The following is a 23,010-nucleotide window of genomic DNA, read 5'->3' as shown; positions in this document are numbered from 1 at the left end:
ATAATAAAGGGTTTTCCGATGAATAAAATCTGGGTCGGTTGTGTTCTGACGTCTTTATTTACCCCTCTGGCTAATGCTCAGGCGCCGTTATCCCTTGAGGAGCGGCTGGCACAAATGGAACAACGCCTGAAGGCGACCGAACAGCGGGCGGCCAGCGCGGAGGCGGAGATTCGCGCGTTGAAAAACCAGGAGGCGCCGGCGACGGTGGCGAGCGTCGTGCCGGCTAAGCCCGCTTTGCAGCTTAATGATTATGGTGAGTTAAAATTCTATGGCGACGTTGAGTTTAATATGGACGGCGCCAGCCGTACCGGTAGCCTGACGTCGGTAAAAACCAGCGCCAATAAAAACTGGGCGCCGGGGGATAAAGAGCGCTGGGATATTAACGGACGTATTCTTCTCGGCTTTGATGGATTACGCAAAGGGGCTAACGGTAAATATGCCGGATTCAGCGTGCAGCCGCTGGCGGATATGAATGGCAAAATGAATCTTGATGACGCGGCCTTTTTCTTTGGTCAGCAGGATGACTGGAAAATTAAAATCGGTCGCTTCGAAGCCTACGATATGTTCCCGCTTAATCAGGATACGTTTATTGAATATTCCGGTAATACGGCGAACGACCTGTATAGCGACGGCTACGGCTATATTTATATGATGAAAGAGGGGCGCGGACGCAGCAGCAGCGGCGGCAACTTCCTGCTCAGTAAAAATCTTGATAACTGGTACTTTGAGGTCAATACGCTGGTGGAGGACGGCAGTTCGCTGTTTGTGGATCAGCGCTATCACGGCAACGCGCTGGATAACAGCAAAAACGTGGTTTATGTGCGCCCGGTCGCTGCCTGGCAATCCGGTCCCTGGTCGGTGGCCGCGGCGATGGAGAGCAACCTCGTCAATAACGCTTATGGCTATCAGACTCAGAACGGGCGCTGGGTCGATCAGTCCAGCCGTACCGGCTACGGTATGACAATGAGCTGGAATACGCTGAAAACTGATGCCGAGGACGGGGCGGTGGTGAACGTAAGCACCGCGTATCTGGATGCGGCGGACGAAAAGGATTTCAGCGCCGGTATCAATGCGTTATGGCATCGCGTGGAGCTGGGCTACATTTACGCGCATAACAAAATCGACCAGTTTAATATGTCCGGCGTCAACGCGGAGTGCGATGGCGACTGCGCCATTCTGGCGCCGGGGCGCTACGACATTCACACCCTTCATACCTCATGGCATCTGCCGAATATTATGGATATGCCGAACTTTAATATCTATCTCGGGGCCTATGCGTCATGGCTCGATTCATCGGCGGCGAAAAGCGGCAATACTGATGAACGCTACGGCGCGCGGGTGCGGTTTAAATATTTCTTCTGACGATTTTTCCCGGGTCGCGGCGTAAACGCCTTACCCGGGCTACGGGATCGCAGGCTGCGGTGAACTCGTAGCCCGGGCAGGCGCTTTGCGCCGCCCCCGGGGAAGCCGGGGGATAAGTCCCGGAGGCGATGCCGCGCATCTGTCCGGGCTACCTGTCCGCAGACGGCAGTGAACCTGTAGCCCGAGCAGGCGCTTTGCGCCGCCCCCGGGGAAGCAGGGTGATAATTCCCGGAGGCGATGCCGCGTATTTGTCAGGGGCTAGGGGATCGCACACGGCGGTAGCCCGGCTAAGCACCGCGCGAGCCGGGACGTTGCCGAATCACTACACCTCCGCCAGATACAGCGCGGGCATGCCCTCTTTATCGGAGGTAAACAGCACCCAGCGGTTGTCCGGTGAAAATGACGGATGCGGATGCGTCGCCTGGCGCTCGCCCTCAATCACTTTCCAGGTGGAGTCGTGGCGGCACACCGCGGTCTGCTTATCGGCGGCAATATCAAACATCCAGATAAACGGATCGTTAAACTGGATATCGCCGGTGCTGTGCGGCGCGCCGTCACCGACCACCAGCGAGCCATCGTGATTGCTCATCAAATGTGAACAGGGAGGAATGGCCATCAGCTGGCGGTTCTCCAGGGTTGCCGGGTCGGCGCGATACAGATAGCGATGCGGATCGTTTTCCTGATGCGCGACATAGTAAAGCGCGGAGCCATCCGGTACCCAGAATTCGTGCGTAAAGCTCTCACCCGGCTGGTGCTGGCGCACCTTGCGCATGTTGCTGCCGTCAGCGTCGATCAGCCACATTCTGGCATCGATAGCATCGCGCGGACCTTCATGGCAGAAGGCGATGGTGCTGTCGTCAAACGGGCGGTAAATCGGGTGGCCGAGCCAGCGTTTTTCCTGCGATACCACGCGCTGTTCGCCGCTGCGCAGATCGATATTAATCAACCGGCACTCCGGCTCGGTGAAGTAGAATGCGCGGAACTTGCCCCAGTCGGTCAACGGCTGCCAGTCGCTTTTTTTGATTTCGATTCCGACCATCTGACTGCAATCGCTATTGGCGACCCAGGTTCCGTAGGCTACCCATTGGTCATCCACCTGATATACGACCTGTTCCTCCAGCGAGGCCAGATCCACGCGGCGCAGCTGCTGGTTGTTTTTCACATACCACAGCGACCGGTCGTCGGCGGAAAGGAAACCGCCAAAGGTGTTATCGCCCGGCCCGTCGGTGAGCTGGGTCGCCTGCTGGCCGGCGATATCGAGTAAATAGTAGTTCCAGTGGCCTTCAAACGCGCCGCCGAAAATCAGCTTGCCGCCATCCCGGGTAAAGCATTTTTGATAGAAATAGTTGCGATGGCAGATAACATGCGGTGGCGTCATCCGGATCACCTGGTGACCGGTTTCGCTGTCCTGCGTGTGCAGAAAGCTCAGCGGGATGATTTTGCCTTTCATGATTCGATTCACTCCTTGCTAAAAAAATACCCCGCAGCCGGAGCTGCGGGGTAGATACGGATAGCGGTCAATTAGCGCATCGCGCGGCGCAGGATACGGTCAGACTGACGCTGGAAGTCAATTGCCGTCTCTTCCACGGTTTTCTGCCCGTAGTCGATGTACTGCAGAGAGGTACCGAACTGGGCGACGATCTGCGGGTCGTCAAAGTACGGCGACACCGAGAGTTTGGCCGGCAGGGACTGCGCCAGACGCAGGCCAGATACCGCCGGATCGTCCTCTTTGATCGTGCCGTTTTCGGTCAGGTACTGCACCGCGACTTTGCTCAACGGCACGCCGCGCTCCAGGCCCAGCGTCTCAACCCCTTCTTTGCTGTTCAGCAGGAAGTTGATCACCTTCGCCGCCGCTTCCGGGTTTTTAGTCGATTTACCAATCGAGAGCATTTGCGCAGGTTTAAAGAACAGACCCGCGTCGGTGGCGCCCGGCAGCATCGGATAGCTGCCCAGTTCCAGCTTCGCCGGCGGCTTCAGGTTGTCGGAGTATTTGTTAATAGTGGAGTTCCACATATAGGTCCCCGCCCACTCACCCTGAATCCACGGCTTCATTTCATACATGTTGCTCTTACCGAACGAGGCATAGTACTTGGTGTCCGGCATCACGTGGCTGTCGATAAGCTTTTTATACATCTGGAAAAATTCGACCCACTGCTCTTTGCTGTAGGAGAATTTTTTGGTTTTTTCATCGATAGCCGGCTGGTTGTACTTCTGAATCATATATGAATTCAGCAGCGCCAGGGTATCCTGGTGCTCCAGCACGACCGGGTAATACTGTTTACCCAGCTTGCTCTCGAAGGTTTTACCCGCCGCCATCAGCTCGTCCCAGGTTTTCGGGTACTCGACGCCCGCTTTTTTCCAGGTCTCGTCGTTGAAGTAGAACACGCGCGCGGTGACGGAGATCGGAATACCGTTAAGCTTGCCGTCCACCGTAGTGGACTGCAGCTCTTTGGCGTCAAACTGGCTCAGGTCGATCACGTCCTTCATCTTATTCAGATCGTAGAAGCCTTCGCCGTTTTTCGAGAAGATCGGCAGCCAGTTCCAGTTGGTTTGCATCACGTCCGGCTCGGTGCCGCCGGCGATTTGCGTGGTCAGACGCGAAAGGTGACCGTCCCAGCCGGTATATTCCGCCTTCACGTTGATATCCGGATTGAGTTTATGGAACTCTTCCAGCGCCTTCAGGGTCACCTGGTGGCGGCCGTTGCCGCCCCACCATGACATACGCAGGTCGACATCCTTCGCCATGGAAGGTAACGCGGTAAGGGCCAAAGTTGCGGAGATTGCGGCGCTTAAAAGCACTTTTTTCATTTTAATACTCCAGGGTTCACAGAGAGATGTTCTGTTCAGTTTTGGCGTCAAAGATATGACACTTGTTGAGATCGAATTTGAAATGCACCTTGCGATGCAGCCCTTTCTCAATCATGGGCTTCGCTTCATCTGACGGCACGCGGGCGGTCAGTTCATAATCGGCGACCTTCAGATAGACGAAGAATTCATGGCCCATGTTTTCCACGCGTACCATTTCGCCGGTGCATGAACCTTCGGCGAACGGTTCATCGGAAATGGAGACAAACTCCGGGCGCACGCCGAAGAACACCTGCTGGTTCTTGTGGGTGTCGACCTTGCTCTGCAGCCTGTCGTTGAGCGGCAGCAGGCCATCGCCAACGGTCAGATGCAGGCGTCCCGCTTGCTCAACCAGCTGGCTGGGACGAATATTCATCTCCGGCGCGCCGATAAACCCGGCCACAAACATGTTTTTCGGCTTGTGGTAGAGGTTGTCCGGGGTATCCACCTGCATGATATGGCCCAGCTTCATCACGCAGATGCGGTCGCCCATGGTCATCGCTTCGGTCTGATCGTGGGTAACGTAAACGGTGGTCGCCGGTTTACCGGATTTCTTCAGCTGCTTGTGCAGGTCGGAAATACGGATACGCATCGAAGCGCGCAGCTTGGCGTCGAGGTTGGACAACGGTTCATCGAACAGGAACACATCCGGCTTCTTCACAATTGCGCGGCCAACCGCCACGCGCTGGGCCTGGCCGCCGGAAAGCTGGCGCGGCAGGCGGTCCAGCAGCTCTTCCAGCTCAAGGATTTTCGCCGCTTCGTTAACCTGGGCTTCAATTTGATCCTTCGGCAGCTTGCTCAGCTTGAGGCCGAAGGCGAGGTTCTCGCGCACCGTCATATGCGGATAGAGCGCGTAGTTCTGGAACACCATCGCGATACCGCGCGCTTTTGGCGCGAGGTTGTTCACGATTTTCTCGCCGATCCGCACTTCGCCGCCGCTGATGGTTTCCAGACCGGCCAGCATGCGCAGGGTGGTGGATTTGGCGCAGCCGGACGGCCCAACGATAACCATAAACTCGCCGTCCGCGATTTTCAGATCGATACCATGTACCGCCTTGAAGCCGTTGGAGTAGACCTTTTCCAGTTTGTTGAAAATAACTTCAGCCATGATATTTCCCTCTTAACCTTTAATTCCGCTGCTGGTAACGCCCTGTACGAAGTAGCGTTGTGCCAGGAAGAACACGATGATGGACGGCAGAATGGAGATGCTCGCCATTGCCAGAATTTCGTTCCACGGAGCGCCTTCCGTGACGTCGATGGACATTTTCAGCGCCAGCGCGATCGGATATTTATCCACGCTGTAGACGTAAATCAGCGGACCGATAAAGTCGTTCATCGACCACATGAACTGGAACAGCGCCACCGAGATAATCGCCGGTTTCAGAATCGGCACCACCACGTACCACAGCACCTGAATGGAGTTACAGCCGTCGATCTGCGCCGCTTCTTCCATGTCGCGCGGAACGCCGCGCAGGAACTGAATCAGCATGAAGACGAAGAACCCCTGGGTGGCGAAGGCCAGCGGCAGGTACAGCGGCAGATAGCTATTCAGCATGCCCATTTCACGGAACATCAGGTACTGCGGGATCAGCAGTACGGTGCTCGGCAGGAGCATGGTGGTGATCAGCGTGGCGAACCAGAATTTCTTCCACGGAATTTCGAAGCGGGCAAAGCCGTAGGCCACGATGGTAGAGGAGATAATGGTCAGCAGCACTTTCGGGATCACATACTTGAAGGTGTTCAGCATGTAGTGGCCGAAGTTGTACTCGGTGCCGGTTTTCCAGCCGTTGATAAAGCCATCCCAGGTCGCGTGGGCAGGCCACAGGCTCAGGGTGGTGAAGATCTCGTGGTTCGGTTTGAACGACGCCGAGAACATCCAGACCAGCGGGTAGAGCATCAGCAGGCCGACGAACAGCAGGATCACATAGCGGATACTGGCGTTGATTTTCTCACGACGCAGCGTCCTCGCGACTTCGCGTTCGGCGATGTCCCTTGCTTCAGACATGTGTTGGATATCAGCCATTTTTGCCTCCCTTATCGGCGGAGTAGAACACCCAATATTTCGAAGACTTAAACGCGATGGCGGCAAAAACTGCGACCACCAGGAACAGCACCCACGCCAGCGCCGCGCCGTAGCCCATATCGAAGTACTTAAAGGCGGTGTCGTAGATATAGAGCGAGAACAGATAGGTGGAGTAGGTCGGGCCGCCGCCGGTAATGACGTACGGGCCGGTAAACTCCTGGAACGCCTGAGTGGTCTGCATGATGAAGTTGAAGAAAATCACCGGCGTGATCAGCGGCACCGTGACCTTCATAAACATCTGCCATTTTGACGCGCCATCGATCATCGCCGCTTCATATTGTGATTGCGGAACGTTCTGCAGCGCCGCGAGGAAGATAACCATGGCCGAACCGAACTGCCAAACGCGCAGCAGGGTAACGGACATCAGCGCCAGCGAGGGCTCGCCGAGCCAGTTGACCGGATCGAAGCCGAGCACGCCAATAAAGCTGTTCAGCAGGCCATCGATAGCAAACAGCGCTCGCCACAGAACGGCAATCGCCACCGAGCTACCGAGGATGGACGGGATATAGTAGGCGGTACGGAAAAAACCGATGCCGCGCAGCTTAAAGTTGAGGACAAAAGCGATCCCCAGGGCGAAAGCCAGTTTTAACGGGATGGTTAAAAAGACATACGCGAACGTCACGCCCATGGATTTCCAGAAGAGGCCATCTTCGGTCAGCATGTAGCGATAGTTTTCGATGCCGTTAAACACCGGTGGACTCATCAAATCGTACTCAGTGAAACTGAGGAAGAAAGATGAAACAAAGGGAAAGGCGGTAAAGACTATCAGCCCTATGATATAGGGCGATATCCATGCCAATCCCAGCATTTTGTTTTCATTCATACATACCTACCTGGCTTGCGAGTTTGTAATACGGATTCGGGGTTACTGCCTTTCCCGCGGCCCGTGCCGCCGGAAAGTTAATGCGTTCCTGGTATGTCAGCGGTAAATCCTTCCCTGGCGATGGTTGATTGGTTGAAACTTTTCTTTCTTCTTATCCCTGAAGAACATGTGTTTTTTGATTTTGTCTTACCCGGCGTCCTGATTTTGTAAAACGCCGTTTTAATTTTATTTTATTGCTATTTATTACGGAGTCATTCGGTTGATCGCGGAAATGTGATCAAAGTCGAAACGATGTTTCAAAAAGGTGCTGGAGCGCGCATTTTGCAGAGATGAGAGGTCAGAGATACGGATGAGAGTCCGACGGAGAGAGGCTAGTCAGGCGAGATTGCTTGCGCTGCTAATCATTGCGGTGCGACATACTTTATGACAATTATTTGTAGCGGAAAAGTTCAGAAAATGGTGGGCATGCGCGGCATGCCCCGGGGAGGAGAGATTACTGTTGCAGAAAATCCTGACGAACGGGGGTAAAGGTATCAAGCAGCGTACCCGGCTTCAGGCACACGCAGCCGTGCATAATGTTCGGTTTCTTGTAGAGCGTATCGCCGGCGCTGACCACGTGCTTTTCATCGCCGATGGTGAACTCAAATTCGCCGGAGAGCACATAGGTGAGCTGCTCATGCGGGTGATTGTGCATCGGCCCGATAGCGCCCGCTTCAAAGTTCACTTCAACCGCCATCATCTTGCCATCGTGCGCAAGGATGCGGCGGGTGACGCCATTGCCCAGATCTTCAAGGGTGGTCTCTTTATGAAAAATAAACATCCGCTGGTCCTGTAATTAAATGAAACAATGTTTCATTTAATCTATCGCATAATCTTCTAAAAGGAAACGATCGCCTGGAGAAGTGGAAAGTCGATCACAACTTTGTTTTACTGAAACTTCACGCACGGAGGGATGATGAAAACGATTGGTCTGTTAGGCGGCATGAGCTGGGAATCGACGATTCCTTACTATCGTCTTATTAACGAAGGGATTAAAACGCGCCTCGGCGGGCTGCACTCCGCCAGCCTGCTGCTGCATAGCGTGGATTTCCACGAAATTGAAGTCTGCCAGTCCAGCGGCGACTGGGAGCGGGCGGGTGAGATCCTCGCCCGGGCGGCGCTCGGGCTACAGCAGGCGGGCGCCGAGGGGATTGTCCTGTGCACCAACACCATGCATAAGGTCGCGCAGGCCATTGAAACGCGCTGCGATGTGCCGTTCCTGCATATTGCCGATGCGACCGGCCGGGCGATTACCGCGAAGGGCCAGCGCCGCGTGGCTCTGCTGGGGACGCGCTATACCATGGAGCAGGATTTTTATCGCGGCCGCCTGCAGCAGCAGTTCGCTATCGACACGCTGATTCCAGAGGCGGAAGATCGTGAACGTATCAACCAGATCATCTTCGACGAACTGTGTCTGGGAACCTTTAGCGCAGACTCGCGCGACTACTATCTTCAGGTTATTGAGCTGCTGGCGGAGCAGGGGGCGGAAGGGGTGATTTTCGGCTGTACCGAAATCGGCCTGCTGGTGCCGGAAGAGAGCAGCCCGCTGCCGGTATTTGATACGGCCGCGATTCATGCGGCGGACGCGGTGGAATTTATGCTGTCGTAAGTACCGCTTCGAGCGGGGTGAGGATGCGCGGCATGCTCTCTTGCAGATGGCGAGCGAAAGCATCGACCAGCGCGGAGCCGGGACGGTGCAGCGGGCGCACCAGGCTAACGGTAAAAGGCACTTCAACGCTAAAACGGCGTACCACCACGCCGTTCCCGGCATAATCGAGGGCGGTGAGCGGGTTAACCACCGAAATGCCGACCCCGGCCCGCACCATCGCGCAAATGGAGGCGGCGCTGTGCGTCTCCACCACCATCCGCCGTTTGACCTGATGTTCGACAAACAGGGCATCGAGCAGCTGGCGATAGCTATCGGTGCGCGACAGGCTAATATAGTTTTCGCCGTGAAAATCCACCGGCGTCAGCGCTGGCTTTGCCGCCAGCGAATGGCCCTGCGGCAGTACGCACACTTCATTGAGGGTCAGCAGCGGCGTACGCTCGGTTCCGGCGGGGGTATGCAGGGTTTCCGTTAATCCCAGATCGTGGCGCTGGGCCGATAGCCACTCCTCCAGCAGCGGTGACTCCTGAGGGACGATTTGCAGGCTGACGTCAGGGTAGCGGGCTAAAAACGGCGCCAGCAGTAGCGGCAATAGCGATTGGGAGAAGACCGGCAGACAGGCTATCGACAGCTCCCCCTGGCGGAACTCGCGCAGGCTTTCCGCGGCGCTGACGATTCTGTCCAGGCCATACCAGGAGCGCTGGACCTCTTCAAACAGACGTAATCCCTGAACCGTAGGCTGCAGGCGCCCGCGGGTACGGGAGAATAGCGTCAACCCCAGCACCTTTTCAAAACGCGCCAGCTCGCGGCTAACGGTGGGCTGCGAGGTATGCAGCATGCGCGCGGCCTCGGTCAGATTGCCGGTGGTCATCACCGCATGGAAGATTTCAATATGGCGCAGGTTGACGGCGGGCATGGGTGTTCCTTAAGTGGCGCAAGCCATATCATTTTTGCATAGACTGGTAATAAAACGATATTTTTTATTACGTACGCGCTGTGGCGTAATCGTAAAAAACAGAGATAACGCACACACACAGCACCGGAGTTCTTTATGCCACACTCGCTTTACGCCACCGATACCGACCTGAGCGCAGAAAACCTGCTGCGTCTGCCCGCCGAGTTCGGCTGCCCGGTTTGGGTTTACGACGCGCAGATTATCCGCCGCCAGATTGCCCAGTTGAGCAAGTTCGACGTGGTGCGTTTTGCGCAGAAGGCCTGCTCCAATATCCACATTCTGCGCCTGATGTGCGAGCAGGGCGTGAAGGTCGATTCGGTGTCGCTGGGCGAGATCGAGCGCGCGCTGGCGGCGGGGTACGATCCGCATCAGCATCCGGACGATGTCGTCTTTACCGCTGACCTGATCGACGACGCGACGCTGGCGCGGGTTAAAGAACTGCAGATCCCGGTCAACGCCGGATCTATCGATATGCTGAGCCAGCTGGGCGAAGTTTCTCCTGGCCATCGCGTCTGGCTGCGCGTTAACCCGGGCTTCGGCCACGGCCATAGCCAAAAAACCAATACCGGCGGCGAAAACAGCAAGCACGGGATCTGGCACAGCCATTTAACGGCGGCGCTGGAAGTGATGCGCCGTTACCAGCTCCAGCTGGTGGGTATTCATATGCATATCGGTTCTGGGGTCGACTATGGCCACCTGGAACAGGTTTGCGGCGCGATGGTGCGACAGGTGGTTGAATTCGGCCAGGATCTGCAGGCGATCTCCGCCGGCGGTGGGCTGTCGATCCCGTATCACGAAGATGAAGAGGCGATCGACACCGATCACTACTTCGGCTTGTGGAACGCCGCGCGCGAGCAGATCGCTAAACATCTGGGTCATCCGGTGAAGCTTGAGATCGAGCCGGGTCGTTTCCTGGTGGCGGAATCCGGGGTGCTGGTTTCTCAGGTTCGCAGCGTGAAGGAGATGGGCAGCCGCCACTTCGTGCTGATTGACGCCGGGTTTAATGATTTGATGCGCCCGGCGATGTACGGCAGCTATCACCATATTACCGCTCTCGCTGCGGATGGTCGCGATCTGCGCGCCGCGGCGCAGATTGAAACCGTGGTGGCCGGGCCGCTGTGCGAATCGGGCGATGTCTTTACCCAGCAGGAAGGGGGGAAAGTGGAAACCCGCCTGCTGCCTGCGGTGGCGCCGGGGGATTATCTGGTGCTGCACGATACCGGCGCTTACGGCGCGTCGATGTCTTCTAACTACAACAGCCGTCCGCTGCTGCCGGAGGTGCTGTTCGACAACGGCAAAGCGCGGCTGATTCGTCGTCGCCAGACCATTGAAGAGCTGCTGGCGCTTGAGCTGCTGTAAAGTGGTACCCGAAGGCCTTTTGCGTTTCTGTCGGGTGGCGGCTGGCTCCTTACCCGCCCTACAGGGGATTGCGGATTTTTGTAGGCCCGGTAAGGCGTTAACCGCCACCGGGCGATTCCAGCTAATTATGTGTAATACGGGCCGGTTGTCACCGACTCGCGCAGCACCAGCTTGCCGGTAAACGGCGGTATGGTCTCGATCGGCTGACCGTTGGCAAGCTTAATGGCCTGATCGATAGCGGTGGTGATCATGTTGTCGATCGGCAAATAGACCGTCGATAGCCCCGGCTCCAGCCATTTCGCGCTCGGCGCGTCATCAAAACCAAACAGCGAAATATCCTGCGGGATCCGCAGCCCTGCCTGATGCAGCGCTTTCGACGCGCCCAGCGCCATATCATCGTTACAGGAAAACAGCGCGCTAAACGGCGTCTTCTCTTCCAGCAGCTCGCAGCACAGCTCATAGCCGCGGCTCATGGTGGAGTCACCGTATTTCACCTTCGCCGGATCCCACTTGATGCCGTGCTTTTTCAGCGCGTTACGATACCCTTCCAGGCGGGCTTTGCCCGTCGGCGTGTGCATCGGCACGGTTAAACAGGCAATATCGCGATGGCCCTGGGTAATCAGGTACTCCACCGCCTGGAACGCCGCATCCTGCTGTTCGAAGAACACGCAGCGCTCCCGCGCCTGGCTAACGTCGCGGTTAATCACCACCAGCGGCATGGCGATGGACTCAATCAGCGACATGATCTTCTTTTCGCTCATATGGCGGGTGTAGAGCACGATGGCGTCGCACTGGCGATCGGCCAGCATCTGCACCGCCTCTTCTTCACGCTCCGGCGCATCGTGGCCGTCGGTGACGATCAGCTGTTTGCCCCAGGCTTCCGTCTGGCGGGAGGCCTGCTGCAGCAGGCGACCAAAATAGAAGCCGTCAAAGGTGGAAACCACCAGACCGATGCTGTTGCTGGTGCGGTTCGCCAGCGAGCGGGCGAGAAAGTTAGGCCGATAGCCCAGCTCTTCCATCGCCTTAAAAACCTGTTGGCGGGTGCTCTCTTTCACCTGACCCGTGCCGTTCAACACGCGGGAAACCGTCGCTTTAGAGACGCCTGCGCGAATTGAGACATCCAGCATTGTAGCCATTCATCCGATTCCTGATATCACGTGGTAACCCGCAGTTTATCACAGACATTCAGGGGGATATGGCCTCATGGCGCGGCAAAAAAACCATCGCGATCACGCTTTTACAGGAATTGATCGGGTGGAAAGTAAAACCGCCAATGCGGTATGCCAATTATCGCCTTTCTGGAATACCAATGAGCGGGTTGGGAGCTTAATCACAGAACTTATTTTCACCAGTCGCTATTTTTTGGTATGCCAATAGGTGTTTGGCTGTACACCTGGTGCGCTATAAGCCCTTAAACCTGAGGTATCCTCTATGGCATTGCAGGACAAACTGATCGACTCACTGGGGAGTTTCGCCACGAAATTCAACAGCTACCGCTATATCATGGCGATAAAATCCGCTTTTATTACCCTGATGCCGGTGATCATCGTTGGCGCCTTTTCGGTGCTGATTTCCAATATGGTGCTGGATCCGAAAAACGGGCTCGCCAGCTTTCAGGCGCTCTCGTTTCTGGCGGCGCTGAAACCCATTACCAGCGCCATCAATTACGCCACCCTTAACTTTCTCAATATTGGCGCGGTCTTTCTTATCGGCATCGAACTGGGGCGGATTAACGGCATCAAGAGCCTGTTCCCCGGTCTGCTGGCGGTGATCTGCTTTATCTGCGTCACGCCGACCACCGTCGAGATGATGGTCGACGGCCAAATGCATGAAGTGAAAGATGTGCTGCTGCGCCAGTTTTCTGATACCCGCAGCCTGTTCCTCGGCATGTTTATCGCCATTCTGTCGGTGGAGATCTACTGCTGGCTGGAGGGCCGCAAGGGGCTGAAGATCAAGATGCCGGATACCGTGCCGCCCAACGTCTCGGCGTCATTTTCCGCGCTGATCCCGGCCATTATCACCACCACGGTGATTGCCACCTTTGGCTTTATTTTCCATCAGGCCACCGGCATGTACCTGTATGACGCGGTCTATCAGGTGGTGCAGCAGCCGCTGGAACGCGTGGTGCAAAGCCTGCCGGGGATCCTGCTGCTGATGTTTGTCGCGCAGCTGTTCTGGGTTATCGGCATCCACGGCAACCAGATGATCAAACCGATCCGCGAACCGCTGCTGCTGGGAGCGATCACCGTCAATATGAGCGCCTTTGAGCAGGGCAAAGAGGTGCCGAATATCATCACCATGCCGTTCTGGGATGTTTATATGAGCATTGGCGGATCGGGACTGACGATTGGCCTGCTGATCGCGGTGATGATTGCCACCAAACGTAAAGAGATGAAAGAGATCGCCAAGCTGTCGATTGGACCGGGCCTGTTCAACATCAACGAACCGGTGATTTTCGGCATGCCGATCATGCTCAACCCGATCCTCGCGATCCCCTTTATTATCACGCCGCTGGTGACCGGCAGCATCGGCTACTTCGCAACCGCCGCCGGTTTTGCCGGTAAAGCGGTGGTGATGGTGCCGTGGACCACCCCGCCGCTGATCAACGCCTGGCTCTCCACGGCGGGTTCGATGGGCGCGGTGGTGACGCAGCTTATCTGCATTCTGACCGCGGTGCTGATCTATCTGCCGTTCGTCAAAATTGCCTCCCGACGCGCGGAAAACGCCCAGCGCCAGGCGGAAAACACTCCCACCAGCCAACAGATATGAGGACACGATGACGACAGTAAGGATGGCGATCCCCCACGACTTTATCCTCGGCGCCGCCGCTTCGGCGTGGCAAACCGAGGGCTGGAGCGGCAAAAAAGAGGGCCAGGACTCCTGGCCGGATCTGTGGTACAAAAACGACCGCCACGTCTGGCATAACGGCTACGGCCCGGCGGTGGCGACCGATTTTATAAACCGCTTTCGCGAAGACGTGCAGTTGATGAAGCTGGCGGGGCTGACCCACTACCGCACGTCGATTAACTGGTCGCGCTTTCTCACCGACTATGAAAACGTCACGGTCGATGAAGACTATGCGGCGTACTACGACCAGCTCTTCGATGAACTGCTGGCCAACGGCATCGAGCCGATGATCTGCCTTGAGCATTATGAACTTCCCGGCTATTTGCTGGAGCAGTACGGCGGCTGGGCGTCGAAAAAGGTGGTTGAGCTGTTTGTGCAGTACGCGGAGAAAGTGTTCGCCCGCTATCACCACCAAGTCACGCGCTGGTTTACCTTCAATGAACCGATCGTCGTGCAGACCCGCGTTTATCTGGATGCGCTGCGCTGGCCTTACGAGCAGAACACCGGCACCTGGATGCAGTGGAATCACCACAAGGTGCTGGCGACGGCAAAAGTGGTCCGGCTGTTTCGCGAGAAAGGCTATCGCGGCACGGTCGGCTGCATTCTTAACCCGGAGGTCACCTACCCGCGTTCAAACGCGCCGCACGACGTTCGCGCCGCCGAACGCTACGATCTGTTTTATAACCGGGTTTTCCTCGATCCGCTGGTCCACGGCGTCTACCCGCCCGAGCTGTTGACCCTGCTCGAACAGCACCACGTCTCATGGGATTATGACGCGCAAGAGCTGGCGCTTATCCGCGAAAACACCGTCGATGAGCTGGGGATTAACCTTTACTACCCGCATCGCGTCAAAGCCCCCTCGCGCGCCTGGCATCCGCAGACGCCGTTCCACCCGGCTTACTATTATGAGCCCTTTGAGCTACCGGGGCGGCGGATGAATAGCTCTCGCGGCTGGGAAATTTATCCGCAAATCGTTTTTGATATGGCGATGCGGATCAAGCAGGACTATCGCAATATTCCGTGGTTTGTGGCGGAAAGCGGCATGGGCGTGGAAAACGAAGGGCAGTTTCGCAATCGCGAAGGCGCCATCGCCGACGACTACCGGATCCGTTTTATCAGCGAGCATCTGTGGCAAACGCTGCGCGCGAGGGAAGCGGGGGCCAACTGTCACGGCTACATGCTGTGGGCCTTTACCGACAACGTTTCGCCGATGAACGCGTTTAAAAATCGCTACGGGCTGATTGAAATCGATTTACAAAATAATCGTGCCCGGCGGCCCAAGGCTTCCGCCAGCTGGTTCCGTAAGCTAGGCGAGAGTCGCGAATTGACGCTGGATATTGACGATGAGTGGCGCTAGGCGGACGGAAATTTTGCTAAGATAGCGGCCGATATTGACTCGCAGGTTCATAACGCACAGGTGATATTGTGGAGAAGGCTATCATTCCGCCGGAAAAGAAACCCTACCAGGAAATAGGTGATGATTTACGCGCACAGATTGCGCAGGGGCGCTACCCCATCGGGTCGCGCCTGCCGCCGGAACGCAATATCGCCGAGACCTACGGCGTGAGCCGGACCATCGTCCGCGAAGCGCTGCTGATGCTGGAGCTGCAGGGGACGGTCGATATTCGCCAGGGCTCCGGGGTGTATGTCATGCGCATCCCGCACGAGGACGATAGCGAGGAAGAACAGATGCTGAGTAGCGACGTCGGGCCGTTCGAAATCCTGCAGGCCCGCCAGCTGCTGGAGAGCAATATCGCCGCCTTTGCTGCCAAAATGGCGACCCGCGCCGATATCGATAACCTGAAGCGCATTATCGAGCAGGAGCAGCGGGCCATTGCCGCCAACGATACCAGCCAGGATAACGCCCGTCTGTTTCACCTGGTGCTGGCCGGGGCGACGCAAAATCAGATGCTGCTGGCGACGGTCGAGCGTATCTGGCTGCAGATGGACAGCAGCCCGCTGTGGCAGCAGTTCAACGTGCATATCGCCAGCCGGGCGTACCGGCTGAAGTGGCTCGGCGACCGGCAAACGCTCCTCGCCGCTCTGCGCCGACGCGATGTGATGGGGGCCTGGCAGGCAATGTGGCAGCATCTTGAAAACGTCAAAAACAGCCTGCTGGAGCTCTCCGATGAAGACGCGCCGGACTTTGACGGCTATCTGTTTGAATCGGTCCCAATTTTTCAGGGGAAGCTGGTGTGATCATTCAGCCCCTCCACGCCGCGCCGCAGCACGCTTCACGGGTGACGGAATGGCTATGGCAGGCTTTTGGCGGTGAAACGCTGCCGCAGGCGTTCTTCGCCAGCATTGTCGGGCATAGCCAGACCCCGGGGGCGCTGCCGATAACCTTTATTGCCGCTGAAGGGGAGATGCTGCTGGGCACCGTCGGCCTGTGGCGCTGCGATTTAATCAGCCGTCAGGATCTCTATCCGTGGATGGCGGCGCTCTACGTGGCTCCTGAAGCGCGCGGGCGGGGGGTGGCGGGGAAACTACAGCAGCACGTTATCGGCTATGCCCGAACGCAGGGCTATAGCGAGCTGTTTCTCTACTCCGCCTGCCGCGATTTTTATGAACGTTTCGGCTGGCAGTATATCGGCGAAGGCCTGGATTATCCGGCCGTCGCCGTCAGTTTATACCGCTACGATTTATCGCTCTCGAGAGGCGCAATCACCGAGTGACGGCGGACCAGCGTGGGGCTGAAAAGGTGGGTAATCTCCGGCGGCGGGCGATGTTCCGCCAGCGCTAACGCCAGCTCCGCGGCCTGCGTCGCCATGGTGACAATCGGATAGCGTACGGTGGTCAAACGCGGGCGCACGTAGCGCGAAATCAGCACATCATCAAAGCCAATCAGCGAAATCTCGCGCGGCACATCAATCCCGTTATCGTTTAATACGCCCATTGCGCCGGCGGCCATTGAGTCGTTATAGCAGGCGACGGCGCTGAAGTTTCTGCCGCGGCCCAGCAGCTCGGTTATGGCCTGTTCTCCGCCGCTCTCATCGGGTTCGGCAAAGGTCACCAGGCGATCGTTACACGGCAGATCGCTCTCTTTTAACGCCGCGTAGTAGCCCTGCAGGCGGTCTTCGGCATCGGAAATAGCGTGGTTTGAGCAGAGATAGCCGATGCGGGTGTGCCCCTGCTGAATCAGGTGGCGGGTCGCGAGCCATGCGCCGTAGCGGTCATCCAGCGCAACGCAGCGCTGCTCGAAGCCGGGGAGGATGCGGTTAATCAGCACCATGCCGGGAATTTGCTTCATCAGCGAGGCCAGTTCGTCATCGGGGATGATTTTGGCGTGGACCACCAGCGCGGCGCAGCGGTGGCGAATCAGCTGTTCGATCGCCTGGCGCTCTTTATGGAGGTTGTGATAGCCGTTACCGATCAGCAAAAAATTACCGGTATTGTAGGCGACCTGCTCGACGGCTTTCACCATCGCGCCGAAGAAGGGGTCGGAGACATCACCTACCACCAGGCCGACGGTTTCCGTTGACTGCTGCGCCAGCGCGCGGGCGTTGGCGTTGGGATGATAATTTAGCGTTTCCATCGCGGCGCCTACCGACTGGCGCGACGCTTCGCTGGCTTTCGGTGAATTGTTGATAACGCGGGAGACGGTAGCGACGGAAACTCCTGCGAGCCGGGCTACATCCTTAATAGTCGCCATACCAGGCCTTTTTTAGGGTAAGCGTTTACATAACGTTTATGTTACGGGAAAGCGCGGCAGATTCAAGGCTTGCGACTTTTGGGTTCATGCAATTGTGACGCAGATTAGCGTTGCGGGTGAAATAGTTACCCACAGGCGAGCGGAGAATGATTCCGGGAAACGACAATTCACACCTTTGCTTACACTTTGCGATTGGCTGTTGCGAATGTTCGCTGGTTTACCCATTCATTGCATTGATACTCTGGCTATCCCAGAGGTATTGATAGGTGGAGTCAACTTCAGGTTGACCACTTAATTACACCAGCCTGCGCAGATGCGCAGGTTTTTTTTTGCCCGCCGTTGGCCATTGTTACAGTTCGCGAAAAAAGTAATAACTGGTTGCACTTAGGCTCATTCACTTGCGTTTTATGGCTGGCGCCAGCGGCGGAAAAAACGAGACAATCAGGATCCCAGAGGTATTGATTGGTGAGTTTTTTAAGTACGCTTTTCGTACTGATTATCTTGCACCGACCTGCGCGGATGCGCAGGTTTTTTTTGTCCTGAATTCCGCTCCTCCTGGTGCATTTTCCGCCCCTTCTCATGTAACCTGCTTTGACTGATTAACCGGTCAAACGGAGTTGTTATGCTTTTGGGATTTTTTAGACTGCTTTTCAAAGGATTGTATCGGGTAAGGCTTACCGGTGACACGCAGGCGTTGTACCAGCAAAAGGTACTGATCACCCCAAACCATGTCTCTTTTATTGACGGCGTACTGCTGGCGCTTTTCCTGCCGGTGCGCCCGGTCTTCGCGGTCTATTCCTCAATCAGCGATCGCTGGTTTATGCGCGCGCTAAAGCCGATTATTGATTTTGTGCCGCTGGACCCGACCAAACCGATGTCGATAAAGCATCTGGTCCGCCTGATTGAGCAGGGGCGTCCGGTGGTGATTTTCCCGGAAGGGCGAATCTCGGTGAGCGGTTCACTGATGAAAATTTACGACGGCGCCGCCTTTGTGGCGGCGAAGTCACAGGCGACTATTGTGCCGCTGAGAATCGAAGGTGCTGAATTAACTCCCTTCAGCCGCCTGAAAGGGCTGGTCAAACGCCGTCTGTTCCCGCGCATTCAGCTGCACCTGCTGCCGCCGACGCATCTGCCAATGCCCGATGCGCCTCGCGCCCGCGAGCGGCGTAAAATTGCCGGTGAAATGCTGCATCAGATCATGATGGAAGCGCGGATGGCGGTGCGCCCGCGCGAAACGCTGTATGAGTCGCTGCTGGCGGCCCAGGACCGCTTCGGCGCGCGCAAAAACTGCGTGGAAGATATCAATTTTCAGCCGGACACCTACCGTAAGCTGCTGACCAAAACCCTCTTCGTGGCGCGCATTCTGGAAAAATACAGCGCCCAGGGCGAAAAAATCGGCCTGATGTTGCCGAACGCCGGAATTAGCGCGGCGGTGATTTTCGGCGCGATTGCCCGCGGGCGGATCCCAGCGATGATGAACTATACCGCCGGGGTCAAAGGCCTGAGCAGCGCCATTACCGCCGCGGAAATCAAAACCATCTTTACCTCACGCACCTTCCTCGATAAAGGCAAACTCTGGCACCTGCCGGAGCAGCTGACCCAGGTGCGCTGGGTGTTCCTCGAAGATTTAAAAGGCGACGTCACCGCCGTCGATAAGCTGTGGATTTTTGCTCACCTGATGATGCCGAAGCTGGCTCAGGTTAAGCAGCAGCCGGAAGACGCGGCGATGATCCTCTTTACCTCCGGCTCGGAAGGCAATCCGAAAGGGGTGGTGCATAGCCATAAAAGCCTGCTGGCCAACGTCGAACAAATTAAAACCATTGCCGACTTTACCGCGAACGACCGCTTTATGTCGGCGCTGCCGCTGTTTCACTCCTTTGGCCTGACGGTTGGCCTACTGACGCCGCTGTTTACCGGCGCGGAAGTGTTCCTCTATCCCAGCCCGCTGCATTATCGCGTGGTGCCGGAGCTGGTGTACGACCGAAACTGTACCGTGCTGTTCGGCACCTCCACCTTCCTTGCCAACTACGCCCGCTTCGCGAATCCGTATGATTTTTACCGCCTGCGCTACGTTGTCGCCGGGGCGGAGAAGCTGCAGGAGAGCACGAAGCAGATCTGGCAGGACAAGTTTGGTCTGCGCATTCTTGAAGGCTACGGCGTCACCGAATGCGCGCCGGTAGTCTCGATCAACGTGCCGATGGCGGCGAAAGTGGGCACCGTTGGCCGCATTCTGCCGGGGATGGATGCGCGTCTGCTGGCGATGCCGGGAATTGAAGAAGGGGGCCGTTTGCAGCTTAAAGGGCCAAACATTATGAACGGCTATCTGCGGGTGGAAAATCCTGGGGTACTGGAAGCGCCAGCGGCGGAAAATCAGCACGGCGAAGTTGAGGCCGGCTGGTACGACACCGGAGATATCGTCAGCTTTGACGAGCAGGGCTACGTGCGGATTCAGGGCCGCGCGAAGCGCTTTGCCAAAATCGCCGGTGAGATGGTGTCGCTGGAGATGGTCGAACAGGTGGCGCTGGCGGTTTCGCCGGACAAAATGCACGCTACGGCGATTAAACAGGATGCCAGCAAAGGCGAGGCGCTGGTGCTGTTTACTACCGATAATGAAATGAATCGTGAAAAACTGCTGCGCTATGCCCGTGAACACGGCGTACCGGAGCTGGCGGTACCGCGCGACATTCGCTGGCTCAAGCAGCTCCCGGTTCTGGGCAGCGGCAAGCCGGACTTTGTCACCCTTAAAGGCATGGTTGAACAGACGGAAGATTCGGATGAGTGAGTCAGTACACACTAACGGTTCGCTGTATTCGAAAGGGATGATGGCGGTTATCTGCGCCCAGTTTCTTTCGGCGTTTGGCGATAACGCGCTGCTGTTCGCTACCCTGGCGCTGATGAAGCAGCTGTTCTATCCGGAGTGGAGCCAGCCGGTATTACAGATGTTGTTTGTGGGCGCTTACATTCTCTTCGCGCCGTTTGTCGGACAGTTTGCCGATAGCTTTGCCAAAGGGCGGGTAATGATGGCGGCTAACGGCCTGAAGCTGGTCGGCGCGGGCTGTATCTGCTTCGGCGTGAATCCGTTTATTGGCTATACGCTGGTGGGTATCGGCGCCGCCGCCTATTCTCCGGCTAAATACGGCATTCTCGGCGAGCTGACCACCGGCGATAAGTTAGTGAAAGCGAACGGCCTGATGGAGTCATCGACCATTGCGGCGATCCTGCTCGGCTCAATGGCGGGCGGTATCCTCGCCGACTGGCACGTCGTGGCGGCGCTCAGCGTCTGCGCGGTGGTGTACGCCGGGGCGGTGGTCGCCAACCTGTGGATCCCGAAGCTGCCGGCGGCTCGCCCCGGACAGTCGTGGCGCTTCAGGCCGATGACCCACAGCTTCTTTAGCGCCTGTACGACGCTATGGCGCAACGGTGAGACGCGCTTTTCGTTAGTCGGCACCAGCCTGTTCTGGGGGGCGGGCGTGACGCTGCGCTTTCTGCTGGTGCTGTGGGTCCCGGTGGCGCTGGGCATTACCAGCAACGCCATGCCGACTTACCTTAACGCGATGGTGGCGGTGGGGATCGTACTGGGGGCCGGCGCGGCGGCGAAGCTGGTGACGCTGGAAACGGTGTCGCGCTGTATGCCTGCCGGGATATTGATTGGCGTGGCGGTTATCTTTTTCGCCATCCAGCAGGCGCTGCTGCCGGCGTTTGCTCTGCTGCTGCTGCTCGGGGCGTTCGGGGGCTTCTTTATCGTGCCGCTGAACGCGCTGCTTCAGGAGCGCGGCAAACATACGGTCGGCGCGGGTAACGCTATCGCGGTGCAAAACCTCGGTGAAAACGTGGCGATGCTGCTGATGCTGGGCCTCTATTCGCTGGCGGTGAGCATCGGCATTCCTGTCGTCGGCGTGGGGATTGGCTTTGGTACGGTGTTTGCTCTGGCGATCGCCGCCCTGTGGATTTGGGGACGGCGTAAATAATCTCCCGGAGGCGGCGCGTTGCGCCTGCCCGGGCTACAAAACCGCACGAACGTGTAGCCCGGACAGATGCGCAGCATCGCCTCCGGGAAAGCGGCCAGCGCGGTTGCGCAATTTCGTCGCCCGGGTACGGGAAATATCCCCGGCTAAGCGCAGAGGGAGTAGCCCGGATAAGGAGTTAGCCGCAATCCGGGCGCTTTTACGGCCTTACGGCGCCGGGTAGGTATAAACCTGATGCACCGCTTCAATCTCGGCTAAAACCTCTGCGCTCAGATCCAGATGCAGGCTTTCGACATTGGTCTTAAGCTGCTCCATGGTCGTTGCGCCGAGCAGGGTGCTGGCGACAAAAGGCTGACGACGCACGAAGGCCAGCGCCATCTGCGCCGGATCAAGATTGTGCCGCCTGGCGATATCGACATAGGCCGCCACTGCTTTTTGCGTTTGCTCGCCGCTGTAGCGCGTAAAACGGCTGAACAGCGTATTGCGCGCGCCCGCCGGTTTCGCGCCGTTGAGGTATTTCCCGGTCAGCGTACCGAACGCCAGACAGGAATAGGCCAGCAGCTCAACGCCCTCATACTGGCTGACTTCCGCCAGCCCCACTTCATAGCTGCGGTTCACCAGGCTGTACGGGTTCTGAATCGTCACGATGCGCGGCAGATCGTGCTTATCCGCCAGATGGAGATAGCGCATCACGCCAAACGCCGTTTCGTTGGAGACGCCAATATAGCGAATCTTACCGGCGCGCTGGAATTCGGCCAGCGCGTCCAGCGTATCCAGCAGGGTGACGACCGGCGCGGAATCGGCCCAGGTGTAGCCCAGCTTGCCGAAACAGTTGGTCGGGCGCTGCGGCCAGTGGACCTGATAGAGGTCGAGATAATCGGTCTGCAGACGCTTCAGGCTGTCGTGCAGCGCATCGCGGATGTTTTTGCGATCCAGCTTGTGGTCAGGACGAATGCTGCTGTCGTTATTGCGGGCAGGGCCGCTGACTTTAGAGGCGACAACCAGCTTTTCGCGATTGCCGCGCTTCGCCAGCCAGTTGCCGACGTAGGTTTCCGTCAGGCCCTGGGTTTCCGGGCGCGGCGGGACGGGATACATTTCAGCGACATCAATCAGGTTAATGCCCTGACTAACCGCGTAATCAAGCTGCTCGTGCGCGTCTGCCTCGCTATTCTGCTCACCAAACGTCATTGTGCCCAGCCCCAGCGTGCTGATCTCAAGAGAACTGTGTGGGATACGGTGATACTGCATAGCCGGCTTCCTTTTTTTATCAACAAGGTCAGGCGTTCCCCGACAAAGGAATATAAAAATGGCAGAGGGGGAGAAAAAGGGGAAGTAAAAAATCAAAAAAGCCGGGTTGACGCGCTCCGGCCCGCTTAATCCTGGCGGGCAGATCCGGTATGTCCCGACTCTTTTCTTAAATCTGAAGAATAATGAAAGCTGCTCAACCCGGCGATAAAGGAGACATCGCTGCCTGT

The 23,010-nt window shown here is 57.1% G+C and carries 19 protein-coding genes; 9 read left to right on the top strand and 10 right to left on the bottom strand.

Annotation, left to right across the window (positions count from 1 at the left end; all coding sequences use genetic code 11):
• The first annotated feature begins 18 nt into the window (after nt 1-18).
• A complete protein-coding gene (locus tag KOSB73_RS23495; protein ID WP_049088219.1) occupies nt 19-1,362 on the top strand; it encodes a carbohydrate porin in 1,344 nt (447 codons plus the stop codon).
• A 322-nt stretch (nt 1,363-1,684) separates the two neighbouring features.
• On the opposite strand, the gene KOSB73_RS23490 is transcribed toward KOSB73_RS23495, so the two are convergent.
• The 6 genes from KOSB73_RS23490 to KOSB73_RS23465 form a co-directional block, all read right to left on the bottom strand.
• Nucleotides 1,685-2,812: an oligogalacturonate lyase family protein gene (locus KOSB73_RS23490; protein WP_098141077.1), complete on the bottom strand. Its 1,128-nt coding sequence runs from the start codon at nt 2,810-2,812 to the stop codon at nt 1,685-1,687.
• Between the two features lie 71 nt (nt 2,813-2,883).
• Nucleotides 2,884-4,170 (bottom strand): ABC transporter substrate-binding protein, encoded by a 1,287-nt coding sequence (locus KOSB73_RS23485; protein ID WP_098141075.1) that lies wholly within the window; start codon nt 4,168-4,170, stop codon nt 2,884-2,886.
• A gap of 16 nt (nt 4,171-4,186) precedes the next feature.
• Nucleotides 4,187-5,314, bottom strand: coding sequence for an ABC transporter ATP-binding protein (locus KOSB73_RS23480; RefSeq protein ID WP_004132950.1), 1,128 nt, complete (start codon nt 5,312-5,314; stop codon nt 4,187-4,189).
• Nucleotides 5,315-5,326: 12 nt separating this feature from the next.
• Nucleotides 5,327-6,229, bottom strand: coding sequence for a carbohydrate ABC transporter permease (locus KOSB73_RS23475; protein WP_024358558.1), 903 nt, complete (start codon nt 6,227-6,229; stop codon nt 5,327-5,329).
• Nucleotides 6,222-7,112 (bottom strand): carbohydrate ABC transporter permease, encoded by an 891-nt coding sequence (locus KOSB73_RS23470; RefSeq protein ID WP_004115132.1) that lies wholly within the window; start codon nt 7,110-7,112, stop codon nt 6,222-6,224. The genes KOSB73_RS23475 and KOSB73_RS23470 overlap by 8 nt, the downstream gene beginning before the upstream one ends.
• 493 nt (nt 7,113-7,605) lie before the next feature.
• Nucleotides 7,606-7,932 (bottom strand): cupin domain-containing protein, encoded by a 327-nt coding sequence (locus KOSB73_RS23465; protein WP_049131162.1) that lies wholly within the window; start codon nt 7,930-7,932, stop codon nt 7,606-7,608.
• A 135-nt stretch (nt 7,933-8,067) separates the two neighbouring features.
• Here KOSB73_RS23465 and KOSB73_RS23460 point away from each other — a divergent pair, with 135 nt between their 5' ends.
• Entirely contained in the window at nt 8,068-8,760 is a 693-nt protein-coding gene (locus tag KOSB73_RS23460; RefSeq protein WP_024358557.1) for an aspartate/glutamate racemase, read from the top strand.
• Here KOSB73_RS23460 and KOSB73_RS23455 read toward each other — a convergent pair.
• The gene (locus tag KOSB73_RS23455) at nt 8,747-9,673 is read right to left on the bottom strand and encodes a LysR family transcriptional regulator (protein WP_004132958.1); all 927 of its coding nucleotides are present in this window, start codon (nt 9,671-9,673) and stop codon (nt 8,747-8,749) included. The two genes, KOSB73_RS23460 and KOSB73_RS23455, sit on opposite strands and share 14 nt — an antisense overlap.
• Nucleotides 9,674-9,808: 135 nt before the next feature.
• Here KOSB73_RS23455 and lysA point away from each other — a divergent pair, with 135 nt between their 5' ends.
• Nucleotides 9,809-11,071 carry a diaminopimelate decarboxylase gene (gene lysA, locus KOSB73_RS23450; protein WP_098141073.1) on the top strand — a complete coding sequence of 421 codons (1,263 nt, stop codon included), beginning with the start codon at nt 9,809-9,811 and terminating at the stop codon, nt 11,069-11,071.
• 125 nt (nt 11,072-11,196) lie between these two features.
• Here lysA and KOSB73_RS23445 read toward each other — a convergent pair whose 3' ends face one another.
• Nucleotides 11,197-12,198, bottom strand: coding sequence for a LacI family DNA-binding transcriptional regulator (locus KOSB73_RS23445; protein ID WP_162685340.1), 1,002 nt, complete (start codon nt 12,196-12,198; stop codon nt 11,197-11,199).
• 304 nt (nt 12,199-12,502) lie between these two features.
• Between KOSB73_RS23445 and KOSB73_RS23440 the strand changes: the two genes are divergently transcribed.
• The 4 genes from KOSB73_RS23440 to KOSB73_RS23425 all read left to right on the top strand — a co-directional run bounded on the left by KOSB73_RS23440 (nt 12,503) and on the right by KOSB73_RS23425 (nt 16,593).
• Nucleotides 12,503-13,840, top strand: a complete 1,338-nt coding sequence (locus tag KOSB73_RS23440) for a PTS sugar transporter subunit IIC (RefSeq protein WP_098141071.1) — start codon at nt 12,503-12,505, stop codon at nt 13,838-13,840.
• 7 nt (nt 13,841-13,847) lie between these two features.
• Nucleotides 13,848-15,275, top strand: a complete 1,428-nt coding sequence (locus KOSB73_RS23435; protein WP_024358554.1) for a glycoside hydrolase family 1 protein — start codon at nt 13,848-13,850, stop codon at nt 15,273-15,275.
• Nucleotides 15,276-15,343: 68 nt separating this feature from the next.
• Nucleotides 15,344-16,117, top strand: a complete 774-nt coding sequence (locus KOSB73_RS23430; protein WP_004105268.1) for a GntR family transcriptional regulator — start codon at nt 15,344-15,346, stop codon at nt 16,115-16,117.
• The gene (locus tag KOSB73_RS23425; RefSeq protein ID WP_098141069.1) at nt 16,114-16,593 is read left to right on the top strand and encodes a GNAT family N-acetyltransferase; all 480 of its coding nucleotides are present in this window, start codon (nt 16,114-16,116) and stop codon (nt 16,591-16,593) included. Before KOSB73_RS23430 ends, KOSB73_RS23425 begins: the two co-directional genes overlap by 4 nt.
• Here the strand turns inward: KOSB73_RS23425 and galR are convergent.
• A complete protein-coding gene (gene galR, locus KOSB73_RS23420; RefSeq protein ID WP_049090132.1) occupies nt 16,554-17,570 on the bottom strand; it encodes an HTH-type transcriptional regulator GalR in 1,017 nt (338 codons plus the stop codon). The two genes, KOSB73_RS23425 and galR, sit on opposite strands and share 40 nt — an antisense overlap.
• A gap of 622 nt (nt 17,571-18,192) precedes the next feature.
• On the opposite strand from galR, the gene aas reads away from it, so the two are divergent.
• Both aas and lplT read left to right on the top strand, forming a co-directional pair.
• Nucleotides 18,193-20,352 (top strand): bifunctional acyl-ACP--phospholipid O-acyltransferase/long-chain-fatty-acid--ACP ligase, encoded by a 2,160-nt coding sequence (gene aas, locus KOSB73_RS23405; RefSeq protein ID WP_098141067.1) that lies wholly within the window; start codon nt 18,193-18,195, stop codon nt 20,350-20,352.
• Nucleotides 20,345-21,538, top strand: a complete 1,194-nt coding sequence (gene lplT, locus KOSB73_RS23400) for a lysophospholipid transporter LplT (RefSeq protein ID WP_024358551.1) — start codon at nt 20,345-20,347, stop codon at nt 21,536-21,538. Before aas ends, lplT begins: the two co-directional genes overlap by 8 nt.
• Nucleotides 21,539-21,742: 204 nt before the next feature.
• On the opposite strand, the gene KOSB73_RS23395 is transcribed toward lplT, so the two are convergent.
• A complete protein-coding gene (locus KOSB73_RS23395) occupies nt 21,743-22,783 on the bottom strand; it encodes an NADP(H)-dependent aldo-keto reductase (RefSeq protein ID WP_024358550.1) in 1,041 nt (346 codons plus the stop codon).
• Nucleotides 22,784-23,010: the final 227 nt, after the last annotated feature.

Source organism: Klebsiella grimontii (assembly GCF_900200035.1).
In the GTDB taxonomy this organism is placed as follows: domain Bacteria; phylum Pseudomonadota; class Gammaproteobacteria; order Enterobacterales; family Enterobacteriaceae; genus Klebsiella; species Klebsiella grimontii.
Note: the sequence above shows the minus strand (reverse complement) of the source record. Positions and strands in the feature narration are given on the sequence as shown.